The organism is Mycobacterium scrofulaceum (genome assembly GCF_001667885.1).
Lineage (GTDB): Bacteria > Actinomycetota > Actinomycetes > Mycobacteriales > Mycobacteriaceae > Mycobacterium > Mycobacterium scrofulaceum_C.
On the sequence record NZ_LZJW01000164.1, the window covers coordinates 139,238 to 160,749 of the forward strand.

Below are 21,512 nucleotides of genomic sequence, written 5' to 3' on the forward strand. Positions count from 1 at the left end.
CTCTTCCTCGTGTGCTACTGAGCGTCGGCGAGTGCGTTTGCACCGCCGACGATTTCGCTGATCTCTTGGGTGATTTGGGCCTGCCGCTCGCGGTTCGCCATCAGCGTCAGTTCCTTAATCAGGTCGTCCGCGTTGTCGGTTGCCGACTTCATCGCCCGTTGGCGTGACGCGAGCTCCGACGCCGCCGATTCCAGTAGCGCGGCGTAGACGCGGGTCGTCACGTACCGAGGCAGCAGCGACTCGAAAAGCGTTGTCGCGTCCGGCTCGAACGAATACAACGTGTGCAGTTCGTCGGTGTCCTCGACGTACTCGACGACCAGCGGAGCGATGCGGTGGGCCGCCGCGGCTTGCGACATCATCGACTTGAACTCCGAATAGACGATGTGCAGTTCGTCGACGCCCTGGTCCTCGGATGACTCGTCGTCACCCGCCCCCTTCATGAACGTCTCGACCAGCGTCGAGGCGATCTCCGCGGCGTTCTCGTACTGGGGCTGCTCGGAGAAGCCGGTCCACGATTCGGTGATGTCCCAGTTGCGGAACTTGAAGTAGTTCAGCGCCTTCCGGCCAACCGTGTACACGACCGGCGTCTTGCCTTCCTCCCTCAGCAGGGAGAAAAGCTCCTCGGCCCGACGGAAGATGCTGGAGTTGTACGCCCCGCACAATCCGCGGTCGGAGGACACCACCAAAACGCCGGCCCGCCTGGGTTCCTCTCGCTCGACCAGCAACGGGTGGTCCAGGGCGGCTTCGGACGACAGCGTGGTCAGCATCGCGGTGATCTGGAACGCGTACGGCCTGGCGGCGTCGAGCCGAGCCTGCGCCTTGCCGATGCGCGATGTCGCGATCATCTCCTGGGCCTTGGTGATCTTCTTGATCGACCCCGCGGAGCGAATCCGCCCGCGTAATTCGCGAAGTGTGGCAGCCATTGTTAGCTACTTCTTGTCCTTGCCGTTCTTGGAGTCCTTCTTGTCCTTTGGCTTCTCTTTCTTGACCTGGACCGACTCCTTTTCGAGATCCTCTTCGTCCAGGGGCTCGACGTGCTCGTCGGGTACCACCGACCCGCCGCCCGTGGCGGCGAACCCCTTCTTGAAGTTGTTGATGATCTCGGTCAGCTGGTTCTCGCCCTCTTCGGAGAGCTTTCCGCTGTCGCGGATACCGGCCAGGAAGTTCTCCTCCGAGGCCCGCATGTGGTCCAGCAACTCGGTTTCGAAGCGCCTGACGTCCTCGACCGGCACGGAGTCCAGGTGGCCGCCGGTGCCCAGGAAGATCGAAACCACCTGCTCCTCAACCGGCATCGGCTGGTACTGCGGCTGCTTGAGCAGCTCGACCAGCCGTTCGCCGCGCTCCAGCTGCGCCTTGGAGGTCGCATCCAGGTCCGAGGCGAAGGCCGCGAACGATTCCAGCTCGCGGTACTGCGACAGGTCCAGACGCAGCGAGCCGGCGACCTCTTTCATGGCCTTGATCTGTGCCGCACCACCCACGCGGGACACCGACACACCAACGTTGATGGCGGGACGCACACCCTGGTTGAACAGATCGGATTCCAGGAAGCACTGCCCGTCGGTGATCGAGATGACGTTGGTCGGGATGTAGGCCGAGATGTCGTTGGCCTTCGTCTCGATGATCGGCAGACCGGTCAGCGACCCGCCCCCGAGGTCATCGGAGAGCTTCGCGCAGCGCTCCAGCAGCCGCGAGTGTAGGTAGAACACGTCGCCGGGGTAGGCCTCGCGACCCGGCGGGCGGCGCAGCAGCAGCGAGATCGCGCGGTACGCCTCGGCCTGCTTGCTCAGGTCGTCGAAGACGATCAGCACGTGCTTGCCGTCGTACATCCAATGCTGGGCGATCGCCGAACCGGTGTACGGCGCAAGCCATTTGAAGCCGGCGGAGTCGGAAGCCGGGGCCGCGACGATGGTGGTGTAGTCCATCGCGCCGCCCTCTTCGAGCGCCCGACGGACCGAGGCGATCGTGGTGCCCTTTTGGCCGATCGCCACATAGACGCAGCGGACCTGCTTCTTCTCGTCGCCGCTTTCCCAGTTTTCGCGCTGGTTGAGGATCGTGTCGACGCAGACGGCCGTCTTGCCGGTCTTGCGGTCGCCGATGATCAGCTGACGCTGGCCGCGACCGATCGGGGTCATCGCGTCGATGGCCTTGATGCCGGTCTGCAGCGGCTCGCTCACGCTTTGCCGCTGCACCACCGACGGCGCCTGGATCTCCAGCGCGCGGCGAATGTCGGTGTCGATGTCTCCGCGACCGTCGATGGGGTGGCCGAGCGGGTTGACGACGCGCCCCAGGAACGCGTCACCGACGGGCACCGACAGCACCTCACCGGTGCGCTTGACCTGTTGCCCCTCTTCGATTTTCTCGAAGTCACCCAGGATCACCGCGCCGACGCTGTGCTCGTCGAGGTTCAGCGCGACGCCGAGGACCCCACCGGGGAACTCGAGCAGTTCCTGGGTCATGACGGAGGGCAGGCCTTCGACGTGCGCGATGCCGTCCCCGGCCTCGACGACGGTGCCGACCTCTTCGCGGGAGGTATCGGAGGTGAAAGAGTCTACGTACTCCTCGATGGCGCTCTGGATGTCATCAGCGGAGATTGTCAACTCGGCCATGGCTTTTCGTCTTCCTACTTGATCTGGGTATCGCGTGCGGTTATGGGGAGTGGTCGGGTCAGTCGGGCAATTGGGCCTGGGCAGCGGCGAGGCGCGAAGCGAGTGTCCCGTCAATCACTTCGTCCGCCACGGAGATGAGCAGGCCGCCCAGCAACTCCTCGGAGGTCTGCAGCTGCACCGTCACCGGATGACCGTAGATGCGGCCGAGCACGTCGGTGAGGCGAGAGCGCTGGGAGTCGCTGAGTTCGGCGGCCGCACTGACCTGCGCGACGATCTCGCCGCGGCGTGCCACCGCGACTTTCGCCAAGAACTGGATGGCCTCCTCGGCCGACTCACCCCTGAGCAGTCGGACGGTCTGGGTCAACAGCGCCACCACGATCGGGTCCACCCTGCCGCTGGAGCTGTCAAGCACCTTGCGCAGCAGGTCGATCCGGCCTTCCACCGGCATGCCGTAGTCGCCCAACAGGATGGCGAGTCGCGGCTGCGCGTCCAGGATGCGGGCGAACCGGAACAGCTGGTCTTCGATGTCGTCGACCTTGTTCTCCCGTTCGGCGACTTCGAGCAATGCCTGCCGCGAGATGTGCTCGATCGCGTCGACCAAATCGGAGTTGGCCGACCAACGTTCCGACACGGCCAGACGCAGGACGTCGAGCGTGGCGTCGGACACCTTGCCCGAGACCAGCCGCTCGATCAGCCGGACGCGGGGCCCCGCGTCCTCGGCGGGCACGGTCAAATACCGGGTGACGACGATCTCCCGGTCCAGCATCTCGGCGACCGAAACGAGCTCGGCCGAGAGGTTGGAAAGTGCCCTGTTGTCAAGGTCTTTGGCGATGTCGCTGAATTGCTCCGCCAGACCGGCCACTGCCACCCGGCTCGCGGAGCGCATCTTGGCCAGCAGCGGGTACTCGACCTCCGCGGGCGCCGGGGCCATCGCTTCGAGGTCGTCCAGGAAGCGGTCGACGGTGCCGGCCTGCTGCTCGGGGTCGGCGACGTAGTTCCGCACTAACTCGCCCGCCTGGCGCACCGCCTCGTGGCCGAGCTCCAGGCGGAGCTGGCGGCTGAGCTGTGTGCGCAGCAAGTCGACCTGGCGGCCGCCCTGTGCGGTGATGCGTTCGAATTCCGCCTCTGCCTGGGCCCGGAACTGTTCGGCGATGCGCCCAGCATCGGTCTGAGCTTCTTCGACGAGCCGTTCGGCCTCGGCCTTGGCGGACTCCACGGCGTTGCTGTGGGCCGTCGTCGACTCTTTCAACCGTTCCGCCGCCGCCGCAGAGTCTTTCAGCTGCTGGCGCACGGCCTCTTGACGAGCGGCCATCAGACGACGCACCGGCGGCACGACGTACCGCACGACCAGAAGCACGATGGCCGCGAATCCGATCAACTGCCCGATGAAAGTCGACATGCGCGATTACCGTCCAGACTTCCCGGTTGCGGACGTGGCGGTGGTAGCCGGGGTCACCTCGACGCCGAGGATCCGGCTGGCCAGCGTCGCCGACATGCCCGCCACGTTGGCGCGCAGATCCAGTTCCACGGCGTCTCTCTCCCGCTTCAATTGCTCGGATGCCATTTGCAACGTCGACATCACCTGCTGCTCGGCACGGGCGCGCGCGTCTTCGACCACCTTACGGCCCTCGGCGCGGGCGTTGTCGCGCAGCGACGACGCCTTGACCCGGCCCTCCGTCAGGGCTTCCTCATAGTCAGCCTTGGCGGCGTCGAACTGCTCGGTCGCCTTCTTGTTGTCGGCGGCCGTCTTGGCAACCATGTTGTCGCGCTCGCGCAACACCCGCATGACCGGCGGCACCACGAAGGTGCCGATGACGGCCAGCACGATCAGGAAGATGGCCAGCACGAAGAAGAACGTGCCGTTGGGAACGAGGAAGTTGTTGCCTCCCTCGGCCATCACCTGGCTGGATGCCAGAACGCTCAGACCCGCGTCACCCATCACAGCGAACTAGGTGCCGACGGGTGTGGCGAACACGAACAGCGCCATGAAGGCCAGGTTGATGAAGTAGGCGGCCTCAACCAGACCGACGGTGATGAAGAACGGCGTGAACAGCCGACCTTGCGCCTCGGGCTGACGGGCGATGCCGGAGACCAGCGCGTTACCGGCAATACCGTCACCGATACCGGCGCCGATCGCGCCACCGCCCATGATGAGTCCACCGCCGATGAGCGCAGCGGCAGCGACTTGGGGGTCCAGAGCCATTCTTATCCTCCTTGATAGCTGGTAGCGGTCTACCAGGCCTCTGTAATGGTGTGTGGGACAAAGCAATTGGTTGTCTCAGTCATGATGTTCCTCGATCTCCATCGCTTGGCTGAAGTAGAGGATCGTCAAGATCGAGAAGATGAACGCCTGGATCGCCCCGACGAAGAGGTCGAAGGCCTTCCAGATGGCGTTGGGTGCCCACATGATGTACGGCGGGAAGAGCGCGATCAGCGCGACCAGGATGCCGCCGGCGAAGATGTTGCCGAAAAGTCGGAGCGACAACGAGATCGGCTTGGCGAGCTCTTCGACGAGGTTGATCGGCGCCAGGAACGCCACGTGGCCCTTGAGCACCGCGAGCGGGTGGCCGACGATGCCGCGGCGCCAGATGCCCGCCACGTGGTAGCAGACGAACACGAAGAGGGCCAGGGCCAGAACGTAGTTGATGTCTGCGGCCGCCGACTTCAGCAGCTCGGTGGTGTGCCCGGACTTGTCCGTGTATTGCAGCGGAAGCACCGACAGCCAGTTGGAGATCAGGATGAACACGAAAATGGTGACCGCCAAAGGCAATACGAACGGCGCGATCCGCATCCCGACCGCGCTCTCGATTTGATCGCGCATCTGGACGGTGATGGCCTCCCAGAAGAGTTGCACGCCGCTGGGGACGCCGGTCGATGTGATCTTCGCGCGCAGAAAGAAGGCCAGCGCCAAGACGATCACCGCGGCGATCGCGGTCGACAGGATCGTGTCGGTGTTGACGGTCAGCCCGAGCCACTTGGCTTGGTTGTGCTCGCCAACCTCGATCGCGGCGGCCAGGAACGTCGTCTCAGTCATCGGTGCTGTTCTTTCCTTCCGTGCCTTCCGATCCCGCCATCGCCCCGCCCGCGGAGTCGTCGGCCCAGTCGCCGGCGCGCAGCTTCTTCCACACCGGAAGAGCCGTCGACGCCACCAGCAAGACCTGGAACAGCGCCAAGCCGAACACGACGCCCAGGCCCGCGGGCCGGAAGATGTAGGCGATGATCAGCCCGATAACCGTGATGACGGCCAGCCGGGTGGCCGAATTCAGCGCCATCGTGCTCTTCATCGGATGCTCTTTGGCGGTGATCGACGCGACGGAACGACGCACCAGCAGGGCGTTGAGCAAACCAAGCAGCAACCCGACGCCGAAGAACACCCCGACCATCAGGTGGCCGGTGAATCCGGCGGCGGCAACCGCCACCGCGGTGACGGCGATGCTGAGGACCAACAAGCGGACCGGTCGGAACGCAACAGAGGGGAACACCAACGGCGCGTCCTGCGCTGGTGTCGTCACTGCAGCACCTCAATCCCAAGTTGGTGAAGCGGGAGTCCCCCGACCGACTGATCGGTGGCCCGCCGAGCGTATCGCACGTCACAGTGGATCCACCCAAGGGGTATCACCCGACGCGAGTCCTCAACCCACCCGATCGGAACGGCGCCCGACGGACCGGCGATCTGTGCGGCTTTTTGGGGTTCTACCTGCACCGTACCATACGGCGAGGGCCACTACTACTAGCTGTCGTAGTCGCTGTCTTCGTACTCGTCGCGCCGGCGCATGAGCGGGATCGCGGTCGCGATGCCGGCCACCACGATGGCGCCCAGCATCACCGCGGCGGTGTCACGCGGGTTGAAGAAAATCGTGCTGGCGGCGCCGAACGCCACAATGCCCACCCAGAGGTAGATCAGCAGCACCACCCGGCGGTGCGAATGCCCGATCTGCAGCAGGCGGTGGTGCAGGTGCATCTTGTCGGGGCTGAACGCGCTGCGGCCCGCACGGGTGCGGCGCACGATCGCCAGCAGCAAATCCAGCATCGGCACGAACATGACCGCCACGACCAGCAGGAACGGCGACAACAGGGCGAACACGTCGCGCGCACCGTAGGCGTTCTGCGAGACAGGGCCGGCGGCGGTGGTCGAGGCCGCGGCGAGCATCAGGCCGATCAGCATCGAGCCGGAATCACCCATGAAGATCTTGGCGCGATGAAAGTTGTGCGGCAGGAAGCCCAGACACGCCCCCGCCAACACCACGGAGATCACGGCAGGCGGATAGAAGAGGACATCGCCGCCGTGGTCGCGCAGCAGGCCGACCGAGAACATGCAGATCGCCAGCGCGGTAATCAGCCCCAGCCCCGCGGCCAGTCCGTCCAGCCCGTCGACGAAGTTCATCGCGTTCACGATGGACACGGTCAGCGCCAGCGTGAGCAGGATCGACGAGGCCTGGTCGAGCACGATCGTGCCGACGCCGCCGATCGGTATGTAGAGGACGCTCCAGGCCACCCCCATTGTGACCAGCACGCTCGCCGCGGTGATCTGGCCGGCGAACTTCGTCAGGGCGTCCAGGCCCCAGCGGTCGTCGATGAGCCCGATGCCCATGATCACCGCGCCGGCCACCAGCACCGCCGGCATGCCCGTCGAATAGACGAAGCCGCGGGTCAGCGCCGGAAGCTGCGACGCCAAGAAGACGGCCGAGATGACGCCGAGGAACATCGCCAGCCCGCCCATGCGTGGGGTCGGGGTCACGTGCACGTCGCGTTCCCGCGGATAGGCGACGGCGCCCAGCCGGGTGGCGAGCACGCGCACGGGACCGGTCGCGAAGTAGGTGATGATCGCAGCGGTCAGACCCACGAGGGCGAGCTCGCGCAGCGGGACACCGGCGCCGCGGTCGGACAGGGCGAGCAGGCCGTTGGCGAGGTTGGCTACGTCGCTGGCCGGGTCGCTGGACACGTCGAGACCGTACTGCACCAACCTGGCAACGAGGGAACCGCTCCGGTCAGGCCTGGGCGGTCAGGCTTTCGGCGTCCACCCCGAGCACTTCGGCGATGCGTTCGGCGCTCACCGGACCCGGTCGCAGGATGCGCGGGGCGGTACCGGTCAGGTCGACGATAGTGGACGCCGCCTGCTGCTCGGCCGTCCCCGCGTCGAGATACACGTCGACGAGCTCGCCGAGCTGACTGCGGGCCTCGTCGGCGTTCACGGCGGGCGGCCGGCCGGAGACGTTCGCACTGGATACCGCCATGGGCCCCACCTCGCGCAGCAGCTCGATGGCCACCGGGTGCAGCGGCATCCGCAGCATCACGGTGCCGCGGGCGTCGCCGAGGTCCCATTGCAGCGACGGCGCCTGCGTCACCACCAGGCTCAGGGCGCCCGGCCAGAACGCGCGGATCAGGTCGCGCGCCCCGCCCGGCATGGTGTAGACCAGGCCCTCGATGGTGTGCCAGGAGCCGACCAGCACGCCGACCGGCATGTCCCGGCCGCGCCCCTTCGCGGAGAGCAGGGCCGTCACCGCGGCGCTGTTGAAGGCGTCGGCGCCGATGCCGTAGACGGTGTCCGTCGGCATGACGACCAGGCGGCCGCCCTTGATGGCGCCCGCCGCCGCGGCGATTCCGCGCGCACGCTGGTCAGGATCGGCGCAGTCGAAGACTTCAGTCACCGGCGCCACCCCTTCGTGCCGTCACGAATCTCGGCCGTCCGGCCAGGTCTTTACGCTGCGCGATCTCTTCGAAACGCGCTGTCCCGCGCACTAATTCGACGGTCTCCGCCGAGGTGGTGTCGTCGTGTTCGACGGCGAAGACGCCACCCGGGCGCAGCCAGCGCCCGGCCAGCTCGACGATCGGGGCGATCACGGCCATCCCGTCCGGGCCGCCGAATACGGCGTGGTGTGGATCATGTTGAGCCACTTCGGGTTCCACGGGTGCGGCGTCGGGCACATAGGGCGGGTTGGCCACCACCACGTCGACACCGCCGTCCAGTTCTGGCAGGAGGCCGGGCGTGGTGACGTCGGCCCGCACGAGTTCGACCGCCGTGCCCACCGCGTTGCGGCGCGCGTATCCGAGGGCGGCCTCCGAGTCGTCGACGGCGATGATCCGCGCCCCGGGGTTCAGCTGGGCCAGCGCCACCGCCAACGCGCCGGATCCGGTGCACAGATCAACGATCACGGGCCGGGAAGGGAGGCGCTGTTGGCCGACCCACGCCAAGAGGGCTTCGGTCTCCGGGCGCGGTATGAAGACGCCGGGGCCGACCTGCAGCATCAGCGGTCCGAACGCGGCCGTGCCGGTGAGATGCTGCAACGGCACCCGCCGCGAGCGCGCGGCCACGACATCGTGGTAGCGACCGTAGAAATCGTCGCCGGGCGAATCGAGCAAGGCCAGCCGGCCCCGCTCGGTGCCGGTCACATGCGCAGCCAGCTCCTCGGCATCCCAACGCGCGGAGGCGATTCCCGCTTCGGCGAGCGTCGCCGCAGCGGAATCGATCGCGCGCCGCACGGCACTCATGCCTGTTGCAGCCGGGATTGTTTGTCGGCCGCGCCCAACGCGTCGAACATCGCGTCGAGGTCCCCGTCGAGCACCTGATCGAGATTGTGCGCCTTGTAACCGATCCGGTGGTCGGTGATCCGGTTCTCCGGGAAGTTGTAGGTGCGGATTCGTTCGCTGCGGTCCACGGTCCGGATCTGGCTGGCCCGATCTGCCGACGCGTCGGCCAGCGCCTGTTCTTCGGCCAGCGCCTGCAGGCGAGCGGCCAGCACCTGCAGCGCGCGCGTCTTGTTCTGCAGCTGCGAGCGTTCGTTCTGACAGGTCACCACGATCCCGGTGGGCAGATGCGTGATCCGCACCGCGGAGTCGGTGGTGTTCACCCCCTGCCCGCCCTTGCCGGACGAGCGGTACACGTCGATGCGCAGATCCGACTCGTCGATCTGGACCTCGCCCACTTCCTCGGGCTCGGGATAGACCAGCACGCCCGCCGCCGAAGTATGCACCCGGCCTTGGGATTCCGTCACCGGGACGCGCTGCACGCGGTGCACTCCGCCCTCGAACTTCATTCGGGACCACACCCCGTCGGCGGAGTCGCCCTTGCTGGCGATGGACAGCGTCGCGTCCTTGTAGCCGCCGAGATCCGACGTCGTCTCGTCCAGCACGGTGACGTTCCAGCCGTGCCGCTCGGCATAGCGGATGTACATTCTGGCCAGGTCTGCCGCGAACAACGCGGATTCCTCGCCGCCCTCACCGGATTTGACCTCGAGCACGATGTCGTCGGCGTCATGCGGGTCGCGCGGCGCCAGCATGTCGGTCAGTTGGGTGTCCAGATCGGCCACCCGCGACTCGAGTTCGGTCACCTCGTCGGCGAAAGATTCGTCGTCGGCGGCCAATTCCCGGGCGGTCTCCAGATCGCCGCGCGCCGACTCCAATTTGCGATACGTGGCGACGATCGGGGCCAACCGGGCGAACCGGCGACCGGCCTTGCGCGCCTCGGCGGGATTGCTGTGCAGGTCGGGATCCGCCAGCCGTTGCTCGAGCTCGGCGTGTTCGGCCAGCAGCACATCGATCGTCTGCACCGGCTGCGTCATATCTCACCTCCTGCCCGCCATATTGCCGCGAACGCAGACCGACGCCCGGCCTGTGCTCTCGTGCACAGTTCGGGCGTCGGCAATGCAGCTATTTGTCGGTGTTGTCCGCACCCTTGCGCTTGCCGTACCGCTTCTCGAAGCGGGCCACGCGGCCACCGCTGTCCAGAATCTTCTGCTTGCCGGTGTAGAAGGGGTGGCACTGCGAGCACACCTCGACGACGATGTTGCCGCCGGGCTTGGTGCTGCGCGTGGTGAAGGTGTTTCCGCACCCGCAGTGCACGGTGGTCTCACCGTAAGCGGGGTGAATGTCAGATTTCATGCTGTCCTCTTCGATCTTGTCGAGCGTCGATTATGCCAGGTCAACCACTGTGTCCCAAAACAACGGGGTACCCGTCCACATTCCCGGCGCGTGGGCCGCGCCGAAACTTAAACCATGGCGGCGTGCGCCGGCGTGTCGTGTGCGTGGTTTAAGTGTCGCGGTGCCCGGCGCCGAGTATGGGGCTAGTCGTTGTCCATCGATCCCGGCGTGGTCTTGGAGACCTGCACCAGGAACTCGTAGTTGTTCTTCGTCTTGCGCAGCTGGGACATCAGCAGGTCGATGGCCTGGTGGGAATCCAGACCCGACAGCACGCGGCGCAGCTTGTGCACGATCGCGAACTCGTCCGGCGAGAGCAGCAGCTCGTCCTTGCGGGTACCGGAGGGGTTCACGTCGACCGCCGGGAAGACCCGACGCTCGGAGATCTTGCGGTCCAGCTTGAGCTCGGCGTTACCGGTGCCCTTGAACTCCTCGAAGATGACCGTGTCACCGGTGGAGCCGGTCTCGACCATCGCGGTGGCGATGATCGTCAGCGATCCGCCCTCCTCGATGTTTCGCGCCGCACCCAGGAATCGCTTCGGCGGGTACAGCGCGGTGGAGTCGACACCACCGGACAGGATGCGGCCCGACGCGGGCGACGCGTTGTTGTAGGCGCGGCCGAGGCGGGTGATCGAGTCGAGGAGCACCACGACGTCCTTGCCCTGCTCGACGAGCCGCTTGGCGCGTTCGATGGCCAACTCCGCGACCGAGGTGTGGTCCGACGGCGGCCGGTCGAAGGTGGAGGCGATGACCTCGCCCTTGACCGAGCGGGTCATGTCGGTGACCTCCTCAGGGCGCTCGTCGACGAGCACGACCATGAGGTGGCATTCCGGGTTGTTGCGGGTGATCGCGTTGGCGATGTCTTGCAGGATCGTCGTCTTACCCGCCTTGGGCGGCGACACGATCAGCGCACGCTGCCCCTTACCGATCGGCATGATCAGGTCGATGACCCGGGTGGTCAGCCGGTCGGGGGTGGTCTCCAGGCGAAGCCGCTGGTTGGGGTACAGGGGCGTCAGCTTGGAGAAGTCGGGGCGCTTCTTGGCGTCCTCGACGGGACCGCCGTTGACGCTGTCCAGGCGCACCAGCGGGTTGAACTTCTGCCGCTGGTTGGGCTGTTCGCCGTCCTTGGGCACGCGCACCGCGCCGGTCACCGCGTCACCGCGGCGCAGGCCGTTCTTGCGCACCATGTTCATCGAGACGTAGACGTCGTGCGGGCCGGCCAGGTAACCGGAGGTGCGCACGAACGCGTAATTGTCGAGCACGTCAAGGATGCCGGCGACGGGCTGCACCACGTCGTCCTCGCGCAGTTCGGTGTCGCCGCCCTCGCCGGACCGCTCACCGCGCCGCCTGCGATCGCGGAAACGGCGCCCCCGGCGGCCCTGACGGCCCTCGCCGTCGTCGTCCTGCTGGTTCGAGCCGCCACGGCCTTGCTGGCCGCCAGAGCCCTGCTGATCACCGCTTTGGTCGCCACCGGAGTCCTGGCCGCGCTCCTCGCTCTGGGAGTCACGCTTGCCGCCCTGGCGGGTGTCCTCTTCCGAAGAGGCAGCGCCCTCGCGATTGCGGGAGCGCTCGCCGTCGGAGTCGTCGCCGCCGCGGGCCGCTCCGGGCTCGCGGGAAGCGCTGCGCCGTTCGCGGCGGGGCGCCTCGGTGGTCGTACCGTTCTGGTGGTCCTCGCCGGCCGGCGCCTCGGCGCTGGCGGTGTCGGACTTGCCGCTCTCTTCGGGCGCCGCGGGGGCGGAAGTCCCGTTGGACTGTCCCCTGATTTCCTTTATGGCGGCGATGAGTTCGTTCTTGCGCATGCCCGACGTCCCCTTGACGCCGACTTCGTTAGCCAGCGCGCGCAGTTCGGGAAGCACCATGGTGGACAGGGAGCCCACAGGGGCATTGGTTTTGCCGTCGGATGTGTCTGGGGTCACGGCGTTCGACACCTCATTGCTGTCGGTGCTCGCGTCAGCCGTGAACAAGTCCGTATCGGTCACGGATTTCCTTTCTTCCCCCGCTGAACAGGTCATCCGGGGGGTTCGTTGCATTCAGCAAATCGCCGAGTGCGCCCAAATATCGACTCTGCAACGGTGATCGCCTTAATCGGCGGAGTAAGCGGCGAACCTCGTTCACGAGAAGAATTGGTGTGTCCTAGCGGCAAGGCAGTATGGATGCAGATGCAGATGCTGCGATTGCTGGACGGAACCGAGGATAGCCCGCATCGTTGTTGGAAGCAAGCAAACCCTCCGGCCACGCTGTGGATCAACCGGAGACTGTGACGCCCGGGCTCCAGCGAACTCCATCGCCGGCGGTCATCTCAGTCAGGGCAAATCCGTTGGCCGCCCCGTACTCCACCACTTCCGTGGGCAACTCCGGCGCTGTGCTGAGCGCAATCAGTGCTGGACCCGCCCCGGAAAGTGTCGCTGACACGCTATGACGCCGGAACAGCCGCAAATATTCCGCGGAGCCGGGCATCGCCGGAGCGCGCTGGGGTTGGTGCAGCACATCCTCGGTGGCGGGCATGAGCAGGTCCGGGCGTTCGGTGAGCGCCACCACCAGCAAGGCGGCGCGGCTGACGTTGAACCGGGCGTCTTTGTGGCTCACCTGGGCGGGCAACAGCCCCCGGGTCTCGGCGGTCAGGGAGCGCTCCTGGGGTATCGCGCAGTACAGCCGGATGTCGGGGTGCAGCCGCAGCGGCACCGCCGAATACTTTGGCCGATCGCCCGAGGCGTCGATCCAGGACACCACCGCACCGCCCAGTACCGCGGCGGCGGCGTTGTCGGGGTGGCCCTCGAACTCCGACGACAGCTGAATCAGCTGCGCGTCGTTCAGAGGTTTCGAATCAGACTGCGCGACAAGGCCATTCGCCGCCGCCAGGCCGCCGACGACGGCCGCCGCCGACGAGCCGAGACCGCGGGAGTGCGGGATGGCGTTGCGGCAGCGAACGACCAGGCCCGGGGCCACGACGCCCGCGGCCCGCAGCCCGCATTCGACAGCGCGCACCACCAGGTGTTCGGGTCCCCGTGGCACCTGTTCGGCGCCCTCGCCTTCGACGAGCACCACCAGTCCGGAAGCGGTTGTCTCCACGAAGATTTCGTCGTTGAGGCTCAATGCCAGCCCGATGCTGTCGAACCCGGGACCGAGGTTGGCGCTGGACGCCGACACGACGGAGCTTGCCACCAGCCCGGCGGGCAGCATCTGGGTCGTCATTTGTTACGCAAGTCCCAGCTTCTCGACGACGAGCACCGGATCGACGGGCAGCGGGGACACGGTCGGCATGTCCCGCAGCGCCGTGTCGGGGTCTTTGAGGCCATTGCCGGTCACCGTGCAGACCACCGTCGACCCGCGCGCCACCCACCCGTCGTCGACGGCCTTGAGCAGACCGGCGATGCTGGCCGCCGAGGCGGGCTCGACGAAGACGCCCTCGCTCTCGGCCACCAAGTGGTACGCGGCCAGGATCTCCTCGTCGGTGGCCGCCAGGAACCGCCCGTTGGACTGCTGCTGCGCGTTGACCGCGGCCGCCCATGACGCGGGCGCACCGATGCGTATCGCGGTCGCGATCGTCTCGGGGTGGCTGACCGGTGCGCCGTGCACCAGAGGAGCGGCGCCGGCCGCCTGCGTGCCCAGCATGCGGGGCAGCTTGTCGATCACGCCGTCGTGGTGATATTCGGTGTAGCCCTTCCAGTACGCGGTGATGTTGCCCGCGTTGCCGACCGGCAGGGCGTGCACGTCCGGCGCGGCGCCCAGCGCGTCGACGATCTCGAATGCCGCGGTCTTCTGGCCCTCGATGCGCACCGGGTTGACGGAGTTGACCAACGCGATCGTCGGGAAGTCGGCGGCCATCTTGCGGGCCAGTTCCAGGCAATCGTCGAAGTTGCCGTCGATCTGAATGATCTTGGCGCCGTGCATGACCGCCTGCGCCAGCTTGCCCATCGCGATCTTGCCCTGCGGGATGAGCACCGCGCAGGTGATGCCGGCGCGGGCGGCGTAGGCCGCCGCCGACGCGGAGGTGTTGCCGGTCGACGCGCACAACACGGCCTGCTGGCCGCGCGCCAGTGCGTCGGTGACCGCCATCGTCATGCCCCGGTCCTTGAACGACCCGGTCGGGTTGAGGCCCTCGACCTTGAGATGAACCGTGCAGCCGGTCTTCTCGGAAAGACGCGTCGCCGCGATCAGCGGGGTGCCGCCCTCGAGCAGGGTGACCGGCGTCCAGTCGTCGCCGATCGGCAGCCGATCGCGGTAGGCGGCGATCAACCCCGGCCACGGTTGGTGCACGGCGGTGCGCGGGACGCTCATCGGCCGGTCTCTTCCAGGCGCAGCACACTGGTGACGCCCTGCACGACGTCCAGATCGGCCAGGGCATCGACGGTTTCGGACAGCGCGGCGTCGGTGGCGCTGTGGGTGACCACCACGACGCGGGCTCCCACCCGCCGGCCGCCTTCGTCCACGACGCCCTCCTGGCGGACCTCGGCGATGCTCACCTCGCGCTTGGCGAATTCGGCCGCCACCGTGGACAACACACCGGGCTTGTCGGCGACGTTCATGCTGACGTAGTAGCGGGTGGAGATGAAACCCATTGGGGCCACAGGAAGCTGGGCGTACTTGGATTCTTTCGGCCCGCGGCTGCCCAGTACCCGGTTGCGCGCGGCCATCACCAAGTCGCCGGTGACCGCGGATGCGGTGGGCGCCCCGCCGGCGCCCTGGCCGTAGAACATGAGCCGGCCGGCGGCCGCGGCCTCGACGACGACCGCGTTGAACGCCCCGTTGACGGTGGCCAACGGGTGCGACAGCGGCACCAACGCCGGATAGACGCGGGCCGACACCCGTTCCTGACCGTCCTCGGTGGTGACGCGCTCGCAGATGGACAGCAGCTTGATCGTGCAGCCCAGGGACCGCGCGGAGGCGAAGTCCGCCGGCGTGATCTTGGTGATGCCCTCGCGGTAGACGTCGTCGGCCGTGACCCGGGTGTGGAAGGCGATCGACGCCAGGATCGCGGCCTTGGCCGCGGCGTCGTAGCCTTCGACGTCGGCGGTGGGATCGGCCTCGGCGTAGCCGAGCGCGCTCGCCTCGGCCAGGGCGGTGTCGTAGTCGGCGCCGGTGCTGTCCATCGCGGACAGGATGTAGTTGGTGGTGCCGTTGACGATGCCGGCCACCCGTAGCACGGTGTCCCCCGCCAGCGACTGGGTGAGCGGGCGGATGACCGGGATGGCGCCGGCGACCGCCGCCTCGAAATACAGGTCGACATGGGCGTTTTCGGCGGCCTGCGCCAGCTCCCCGGTGGAGGTGGCCAGCAGCGCCTTGTTCGCCGTGACGACCGACTTGCCGTGCTCGAGCGCGCGCAGGATGGCCTTTCGCGCCGGTTCCACCGGCCCCATCAACTCCACGACGATGTCGACGTCCTCGCGCGAGACGAGTTCCTCGACGTTGTCGGTGAGCAATTCGATCGGGACGCCACGGTCGGCGGCGACCCGCCGCACCCCGACGCCGCGCAACACCAGAGGCGCACCGACGCGAGCCGCGAGATCGTCAGCGCTGCCCTCGATGATGCGGACAACTTCGCTTCCGACGTTGCCCAACCCGAGCACCGCTACGCCGACAGGCTTTTCGTCACGGGGCACCGTTCACCTCACTTCCAGACTCAGTAGATCGTCGACCGTCTCGCGGCGCAGGATCAGGCGGGACCGGCCCGCGCGCACCGCCACCACCGCCGGACGACAGATCATGTTGTAGCGGCTCGACAGCGAATAGCAGTAGGCACCCGTTGCGGCGATCCCGAGCAGGTCACCGGGCCGCAAATCGTCGGGCACCCACGCGTCGCGGACGACGATGTCGCCGCTCTCGCAGTGCTTTCCGACGATCCGCGCCAGCGTCGCCGGCCCGTCGCTGGCCCGTGACACCAGCCGGGCGTCGTACTGCGCGTCGTAGAGCGCGGTGCGGATGTTGTCGCTCATGCCGCCGTCGACGCTGACATAGCGGCGCTGGGCTGTGCTGCTCACGTCTACGTCCTTGACGGTGCCCACCTCATACAGCGTGATGGTGCCCGGCCCGGCGATGGCGCGTCCGGGCTCCACCACCAGTCGCGGGGTGGGCAACCCCACGGCCGCCGACTCGTTGCCGACGATGGCGGTCAGCTTGGCCGCCAGTTCGGCCACCGGCGGCGGATCGTCGGTGCCCAAGTACGAAATCCCCAGTCCCCCACCGAGATCCACGGTGGAAATCTGACCCGTCTTGTCGACGCCGAACTCGTCGACGATTCGGTGCAACAGCCCGATGACGCGATGCGCGGCCACCTCGAAGCCGTCGACGTCGAAGATCTGCGAGCCGATGTGACTGTGCAGCCCCACCAGGCGCAGGTGATCGGTGGCGAACACCCGGCGCACCGCGGCCATCGCCGCGCCGCTGGCCACCGACAACCCGAACTTCTGGTCCTCGTGTGCGGTGGAGATGAATTCGTGCGTGTGTGCTTCGACGCCGACGGTGAGACGCACGTAGACGTCCTGGACGACGCCGGCCTCCCCCGCGATCGTGTCGAGGCGCTCGATTTCAGTCATCGAGTCCAAGACGATGTGCCCGACACCGGCTTTGACCGCGGCGGTCAGTTCCGCGACGGACTTGTTGTTGCCGTGGAACGTGATCCGGTCGGGGGGAAAGTCGGCGTGCAGGGCGACGGCGAGTTCGCCGCCGGTGGACACGTCGATCGACAGGCCTTCCTCGTCGACCCACCGGGCGATCTCGGTGCACAGGAAGGCCTTGGCCGCGTAGCACACGTTCTGCCCGCCGCCGAAGGCCGTCGCGAGTTCGCCGCAGCGGGACCGGAAGTCGTCCTCGTCGATGACGAACAGGGGGGTGCCGTACTCCTGGGCGAGCTGGGTGACCGGGATTCCGGCGAGGACGGCCACACCCGAATCGTCGCGAACGATGTTGCGCGGCCACACATTCGGCGCAAGCCGCAGCAGCTCGTCGGGCGATTGCGGCCGCGGCGTGCTGTCGGGATGCCGGGTCTCTTCGGCGTGCCGAGGACCGGCGGGGTGCACGTTCACATTCGCTCCGGAGCGGTGACACCGAGGATCGTCAGCCCGTTGGCGATGACCTGGCGGGTGGCCTGGCACAGCGCCAGCCGCGCGGTGTGCAGGTCGGTGGGCTGCTCGTCCCCCTGGGGCAACACGCGGCACGAGTCGTAGAACCGGTGGTAGTCGCCGGCCAGGTCTTCGAGGTAGCGGCACACGCGGTGCGGCTCCCGCAGGGACGCAGCCGTTTTGAGCACGCGGGGGAATTCCCCGATGCTGCGCAGCAGCGTCCCCTCCTTGTCGTGGCTGAGGAGCTCGAGGTGGCCCGTGTCGGGGATCAGCCCCAGTTCGGCGGCGTTGCGGGCCAACGCCGAGAGTCGGGCGTGCGCGTATTGCACGTAGTAGACCGGGTTTTCATTCGACGCCGACGACCACAGCGCCAGGTCGATGTCGATCGGGGTGTCGACCGAGGAGCGGATCAGGCTGTAGCGCGCCGCGTCGACGCCGATCGCATCGACCAGGTCGTCGAGCGTGATCACCGTCCCGGCCCGCTTGCTCATCCGGACCGGTTGGCCGTCGCGGACGAGGTTGACCATCTGTCCGATCAGCACCTCGACGTGGGCCGGGTCGTCACCGAACGCGGCGGCCACGGCCTTGAGCCGGGCGATGTATCCGTGGTGGTCGGCGCCGAGCATGTAGATGCACAGGTCGAAACCGCGCTGCCGCTTGTCCAGGTAGTAGGCGATGTCACCGGCGATGTAGGCCGGCTTGCCGTCGCTCTTGATCACGACGCGGTCCTTGTCGTCCCCAAAAGCGCTGGTGCGCAACCAGGTTGCGCCATCCTTCTCGTAGATATTGTTGGTCTCGCGCAGCCGGGCGATCGCCTGGTCGACCCGGCCGCTGGTGTGCATCGAGTCTTCGTGGGTGTAGACGTCGAAGTCGGTGCCGAACTCGTGCAGCGACTCCTTGATGTGGGTGAACATCAGGTCGACGCCGATCTCGCGGAACGTCTCGTGCATCTCGGCGGCGGGCAGGCTCAGCGCGTCGGGCGCCTTCTGCAGCACCTGCGCGGCGATGTCGTTGATGTAGGCGCCGGCATAGCCGTCCTCCGGCGTCGGTTCGCCCTTCGCGGCCGCGATCAGCGAGCTGGCGAACCGGTCGATCTGTGCGCCGTGGTCGTTGAAGTAGTACTCCCGCTCGACGGCGGCGCCCTGGGTGCTCAACAGCCGGCCCAGAGCGTCGCCGACGGCGGCCCAGCGGGTGCCGCCGATGTGGATCGGCCCGGTGGGGTTGGCCGAGACGAACTCGAGGTTGATCTTGTGGCCGGCCAGCAGGTCGGAATGGCCGAAGGTGTCGCCGGCGTCGATGACGTTGTTGACGATCACCGCCTGCGCCGACGCCTCGAGGCGCAGGTTGATGAAGCCGGGCCCGGCCACCTCCGCCGAGGCGACGCCGTCGGCCTGTGACAGCGCCTCGGCCAGCCAGCCGGCCAACTCGCGAGGGTTGGCGCCGACCTTCTTGCCCAGCTGAAGCGCCAGGTTGCTGGCGTAGTCGCCATGCTCGGGGTTGCGCGGCCGCTCCACCGTGACCGTTGCCGGCAAGGCGGCAGCGTCCAGCCCGCGCTCGGTCAGCACCGCGGAAGCGGTGCTCCTGAGCAGCTCAGCGAGGTCAGCGGGGGTCACGAGCGTCCATCCTATTGGCTGAGGTGCCCGCGCCCCGAATCCATTGCGGTGGTCGAGCGATCACCGCGATGAGTTAGTCTGTCTGGGCCCACTGGCGCATCATGGTCTCAATGCGCCCCCGTAGCTCAGGGGATAGAGCGTCTGCCTCCGGAGCAGAAGGCCGCAGGTTCGAATCCTGCCGGGGGCACAGCGCATTTGCGCAGTTAGATGGTTGTATTAGGCAACCTACTTCGACGTCGAATACCCAGGCGTGCCCCTCAGAATTCGCAGGACCTGGTGTCAGCAAACACGGCGTGGGAAATTTCAACCGCCAGCGACACCAACCAAGAGGAACCGGGTGCCAAACCAATCCACCGACCGATCGCGACGCTCGAAGGTGTTCGGCGACATCTGCGAGCACGCTGAGCGCGTCATCGTTTGAGCGCTAGTCATTCCCGGCGTGACCACCCGCCTGGTTAACCACTAGGGGGTTTACACGCGGAATATCGAGCGTGTACCGCGAGTCGCTGGTCTAGTTCCTGTTCTGAGCCGTCCGTATGGCTCCCCGCGATGACGCGCACGATGATGAGTCGCGAAAGTATACGAGCACACGGCAAATTACCAGTCCGCGTCTGAATAAGTTGATCCTGCTTCCCTCGGGGCGGCCCGTGACCCGTCCAGACGTTGGGCCGATAGCACCGACGGGACCAACGCCATGGCGAAGGTATGAGGAGACCGTTCTACGGAGTCGTCTCGACATGTCCCTATCGGATTACGTTTTTCGCAGGATCCCGGTGACGCCAGCCGCTAGCAGCGCGGTCAGTGCCCAAGCGGTCAATTTCAGCAATGGGAGTGCGATGGTGAGCCAGTTGGTTGCGTCGGAAGGGATAGCCCAGTCAGAGGTCATGTTGCCGAAGTTGGGAGCCACTGCAGACATGGTGTACGTGAAGGGGTTCAAGCACGGATAATCGAGTCGCAGATCACACGATTCCTGCGCAGTAATCCGCTGTGGAACCGATCTATGGGTCTGCTCAGCGTAGGCGAGGGCGGCTTTCGCAGCGGCGTCCCTGTTGGTCGGGACGAAGTCGGCGCGATTGGCGGCAACAATGATGGTGGCAACGAGGACGACGATGGCGAGCCAGAACCCGGCGAGCAGCGGGTAGTAGCCGTGTCCGACTAGTGCACCGTAGAGGCTCCGGAGAATCCTTGTCGGTATGCGTGACTGCCGCGTGACTTTGGTGGCGGCCGCGAACCGCAATCTTCGGGCGCCGACAGGGTCGCCGTTGCGTTCATAGACTGCCGCCAAAGCGTGCAAAGGTTGGGCGGAACTTTCATCAGTTTTCCCTAACCAACGTCGGGCAGCGGCCCAATTTGAGCGCAGCGGGCCGTCAACGTCCGAGACTTGCCACCCCGTGGCTACTAATGGCGCCGGCGGATTCGCATCCGTGACCAAGTTGCCGATCTCCGTCTTGTATAGACGGACCGTGCCCTCAACGTCTACATCCTGGATCTTCAACAACCTCATCGAGGACGCATCCAGCTTGAGTGCGTTGTCGTCGCCATTGCGCAGCTTGGCTCTGCTCAGCGCAAGGCCCCCGCTGATGTCGACGCTCACGGCAGAGAACTCGCCGTGTGCTTCGCAGCCGATGGCTAACACATCGCCCCTGATCTGGGCACCGTCGAGGAGCAGCGCCTGGCCATTTCCATTGCGCAGCTTGGCTTCATTGAGCTCAAGGGCCCCACCGATGTGGGCCCGCATAGCGCGGAGTGTGCCGTCGGCTTCGCAGCCGTTGGCGAACATACCGCCGGCGATGTGTGCGCCGTCGAGGACCAGCGCGTTGCCGTCGGCATTGCGCAGCTTGGCCTCGCGGAGGTCAAGGACTCCACCAATGTGGGCGCGCGGCGCCCAGATTACGCCGTCGACTTCGAAGCAGCTGGCGATTAGGGAACGCTTGATCTCAGCGCTGTCGAGGATCAGCGCGTTGCCGTTGCCATTGCGCAGCTTGGCCTCGACGAGCTCGACTTGCCCACCAATGTGGGCATGTGGCCCCCAGAGTGCGCCGTCGACTTCGCAGCGGTTGGCGAGCACGGCACCGGCGATCTCAGCGCCGTGGAGGATCAGCGCGTTGCCGTTGCCATTGCGCAGCTTGGCCTCGACGAGCTCGACCTGCCCATCGACGCGCACTTGCGGGACACGGACTTCACCATCGGCTTCGCAGCCGTTGGCGAGCACGCCGGCGATGATGCGGGCGCCGTCGAGGATCAGCGCAATGCCGCCGGCACCGCGTAGCTTGGCCTTAGGGAGCTGTAGGAAACCACCGATTTGGATGCCTGCAGCTCGA

The 21,512-nt window shown here is 66.7% G+C and carries 19 protein-coding genes and 1 tRNA gene; 1 reads left to right on the forward strand and 19 read right to left on the reverse strand.

What is annotated here, in order from left to right:
• Positions 1–14: 14 nt before the first annotated feature.
• The 18 genes from A5681_RS23435 to argS form a co-directional block, all read right to left on the reverse strand.
• Positions 15–923 carry a F0F1 ATP synthase subunit gamma gene (locus A5681_RS23435; RefSeq protein ID WP_067281235.1) on the reverse strand — a complete coding sequence of 303 codons (909 nt, stop codon included), beginning with the start codon at positions 921–923 and terminating at the stop codon, positions 15–17.
• 6 nt (positions 924–929) lie between these two features.
• Entirely contained in the window at positions 930–2,606 is a 1,677-nt protein-coding gene (atpA, locus tag A5681_RS23440) for a F0F1 ATP synthase subunit alpha (protein ID WP_067281241.1), read from the reverse strand.
• Positions 2,607–2,664: 58 nt separating this feature from the next.
• Positions 2,665–4,005, reverse strand: coding sequence for a F0F1 ATP synthase subunit B/delta (locus tag A5681_RS23445; RefSeq protein ID WP_067281243.1), 1,341 nt, complete (start codon positions 4,003–4,005; stop codon positions 2,665–2,667).
• Between the two features lie 6 nt (positions 4,006–4,011).
• Complete coding sequence (locus A5681_RS23450; RefSeq protein ID WP_067281245.1) at positions 4,012–4,545, reverse strand: F0F1 ATP synthase subunit B; 534 nt, start codon at positions 4,543–4,545, stop codon at positions 4,012–4,014.
• A gap of 9 nt (positions 4,546–4,554) precedes the next feature.
• Positions 4,555–4,803: a F0F1 ATP synthase subunit C gene (locus A5681_RS23455; protein WP_024636915.1), complete on the reverse strand. Its 249-nt coding sequence runs from the start codon at positions 4,801–4,803 to the stop codon at positions 4,555–4,557.
• Positions 4,804–4,884: 81 nt separating this feature from the next.
• Positions 4,885–5,640: a F0F1 ATP synthase subunit A gene (gene atpB, locus A5681_RS23460; protein ID WP_067281249.1), complete on the reverse strand. Its 756-nt coding sequence runs from the start codon at positions 5,638–5,640 to the stop codon at positions 4,885–4,887.
• Positions 5,633–6,118, reverse strand: a complete 486-nt coding sequence (locus A5681_RS23465) for an ATP synthase subunit I (protein WP_067281256.1) — start codon at positions 6,116–6,118, stop codon at positions 5,633–5,635. Before A5681_RS23465 ends, atpB begins: the two co-directional genes overlap by 8 nt.
• A 218-nt stretch (positions 6,119–6,336) precedes the next feature.
• Positions 6,337–7,566, reverse strand: coding sequence for a glycosyltransferase family 4 protein (locus A5681_RS23470; RefSeq protein ID WP_067281363.1), 1,230 nt, complete (start codon positions 7,564–7,566; stop codon positions 6,337–6,339).
• A 28-nt stretch (positions 7,567–7,594) separates the two neighbouring features.
• On the reverse strand, positions 7,595–8,254 hold the full coding sequence (locus A5681_RS23475) for an L-threonylcarbamoyladenylate synthase (protein WP_067281366.1): 660 nt from the start codon (positions 8,252–8,254) through the stop codon (positions 7,595–7,597).
• Complete coding sequence (gene prmC, locus A5681_RS23480; protein WP_067281261.1) at positions 8,247–9,095, reverse strand: peptide chain release factor N(5)-glutamine methyltransferase; 849 nt, start codon at positions 9,093–9,095, stop codon at positions 8,247–8,249. Before prmC ends, A5681_RS23475 begins: the two co-directional genes overlap by 8 nt.
• Positions 9,092–10,165, reverse strand: coding sequence for a peptide chain release factor 1 (gene prfA / locus A5681_RS23485; protein WP_067281268.1), 1,074 nt, complete (start codon positions 10,163–10,165; stop codon positions 9,092–9,094). The genes prmC and prfA overlap by 4 nt, the downstream gene beginning before the upstream one ends.
• A gap of 88 nt (positions 10,166–10,253) precedes the next feature.
• The gene (gene rpmE / locus A5681_RS23490; protein WP_055402362.1) at positions 10,254–10,484 is read right to left on the reverse strand and encodes a 50S ribosomal protein L31; all 231 of its coding nucleotides are present in this window, start codon (positions 10,482–10,484) and stop codon (positions 10,254–10,256) included.
• Positions 10,485–10,666: 182 nt separating this feature from the next.
• Entirely contained in the window at positions 10,667–12,499 is a 1,833-nt protein-coding gene (rho, locus tag A5681_RS23495) for a transcription termination factor Rho (RefSeq protein WP_067281270.1), read from the reverse strand.
• A 265-nt stretch (positions 12,500–12,764) separates the two neighbouring features.
• Entirely contained in the window at positions 12,765–13,712 is a 948-nt protein-coding gene (thrB, locus tag A5681_RS23500) for a homoserine kinase (RefSeq protein ID WP_197498701.1), read from the reverse strand.
• Positions 13,713–13,715: 3 nt separating this feature from the next.
• Positions 13,716–14,798 carry a threonine synthase gene (thrC, locus tag A5681_RS23505; RefSeq protein WP_067281280.1) on the reverse strand — a complete coding sequence of 361 codons (1,083 nt, stop codon included), beginning with the start codon at positions 14,796–14,798 and terminating at the stop codon, positions 13,716–13,718.
• Positions 14,795–16,120, reverse strand: a complete 1,326-nt coding sequence (locus A5681_RS23510; RefSeq protein ID WP_067281284.1) for a homoserine dehydrogenase — start codon at positions 16,118–16,120, stop codon at positions 14,795–14,797. Before A5681_RS23510 ends, thrC begins: the two co-directional genes overlap by 4 nt.
• A 3-nt stretch (positions 16,121–16,123) precedes the next feature.
• Positions 16,124–17,542 carry a diaminopimelate decarboxylase gene (lysA, locus tag A5681_RS23515; protein ID WP_067281289.1) on the reverse strand — a complete coding sequence of 473 codons (1,419 nt, stop codon included), beginning with the start codon at positions 17,540–17,542 and terminating at the stop codon, positions 16,124–16,126.
• On the reverse strand, positions 17,539–19,191 hold the full coding sequence (argS, locus tag A5681_RS23520; RefSeq protein WP_067281295.1) for an arginine--tRNA ligase: 1,653 nt from the start codon (positions 19,189–19,191) through the stop codon (positions 17,539–17,541). The genes lysA and argS overlap by 4 nt, the downstream gene beginning before the upstream one ends.
• A 114-nt stretch (positions 19,192–19,305) precedes the next feature.
• Here argS and A5681_RS23525 point away from each other — a divergent pair.
• A tRNA-Arg gene (locus A5681_RS23525) sits at positions 19,306–19,378 on the forward strand.
• Between the two features lie 564 nt (positions 19,379–19,942).
• Here the strand turns inward: A5681_RS23525 and A5681_RS27540 are convergent.
• Positions 19,943–21,512: hypothetical protein (locus A5681_RS27540; protein ID WP_197498702.1), on the reverse strand; the 1,570-nt coding region annotated here is incomplete at its 5' end.

Bases quoted from the DNA above. Each gene is read 5' to 3' on its own strand.
- A5681_RS23435 (WP_067281235.1), bottom strand. From the start codon at position 923: ATGGCTGCCACACTTCGCGAATTACGCGGGCGGATTCGCTCCGCGGGG.
- atpA (WP_067281241.1), bottom strand. From the start codon at position 2,606: ATGGCCGAGTTGACAATCTCCGCTGATGACATCCAGAGCGCCATCGAG.
- A5681_RS23445 (WP_067281243.1), bottom strand. From the start codon at position 4,005: ATGTCGACTTTCATCGGGCAGTTGATCGGATTCGCGGCCATCGTGCTT.
- A5681_RS23450 (WP_067281245.1), bottom strand. From the start codon at position 4,545: ATGGGTGACGCGGGTCTGAGCGTTCTGGCATCCAGCCAGGTGATGGCC.
- atpB (WP_067281249.1), bottom strand. From the start codon at position 5,640: ATGACTGAGACGACGTTCCTGGCCGCCGCGATCGAGGTTGGCGAGCAC.
- prmC (WP_067281261.1), bottom strand. From the start codon at position 9,095: ATGAGTGCCGTGCGGCGCGCGATCGATTCCGCTGCGGCGACGCTCGCC.
- prfA (WP_067281268.1), bottom strand. From the start codon at position 10,165: ATGACGCAGCCGGTGCAGACGATCGATGTGCTGCTGGCCGAACACGCC.
- rpmE (WP_055402362.1), bottom strand. From the start codon at position 10,484: ATGAAATCTGACATTCACCCCGCTTACGGTGAGACCACCGTGCACTGC.
- thrB (WP_197498701.1), bottom strand. From the start codon at position 13,712: ATGACGACCCAGATGCTGCCCGCCGGGCTGGTGGCAAGCTCCGTCGTG.
- thrC (WP_067281280.1), bottom strand. From the start codon at position 14,798: ATGAGCGTCCCGCGCACCGCCGTGCACCAACCGTGGCCGGGGTTGATC.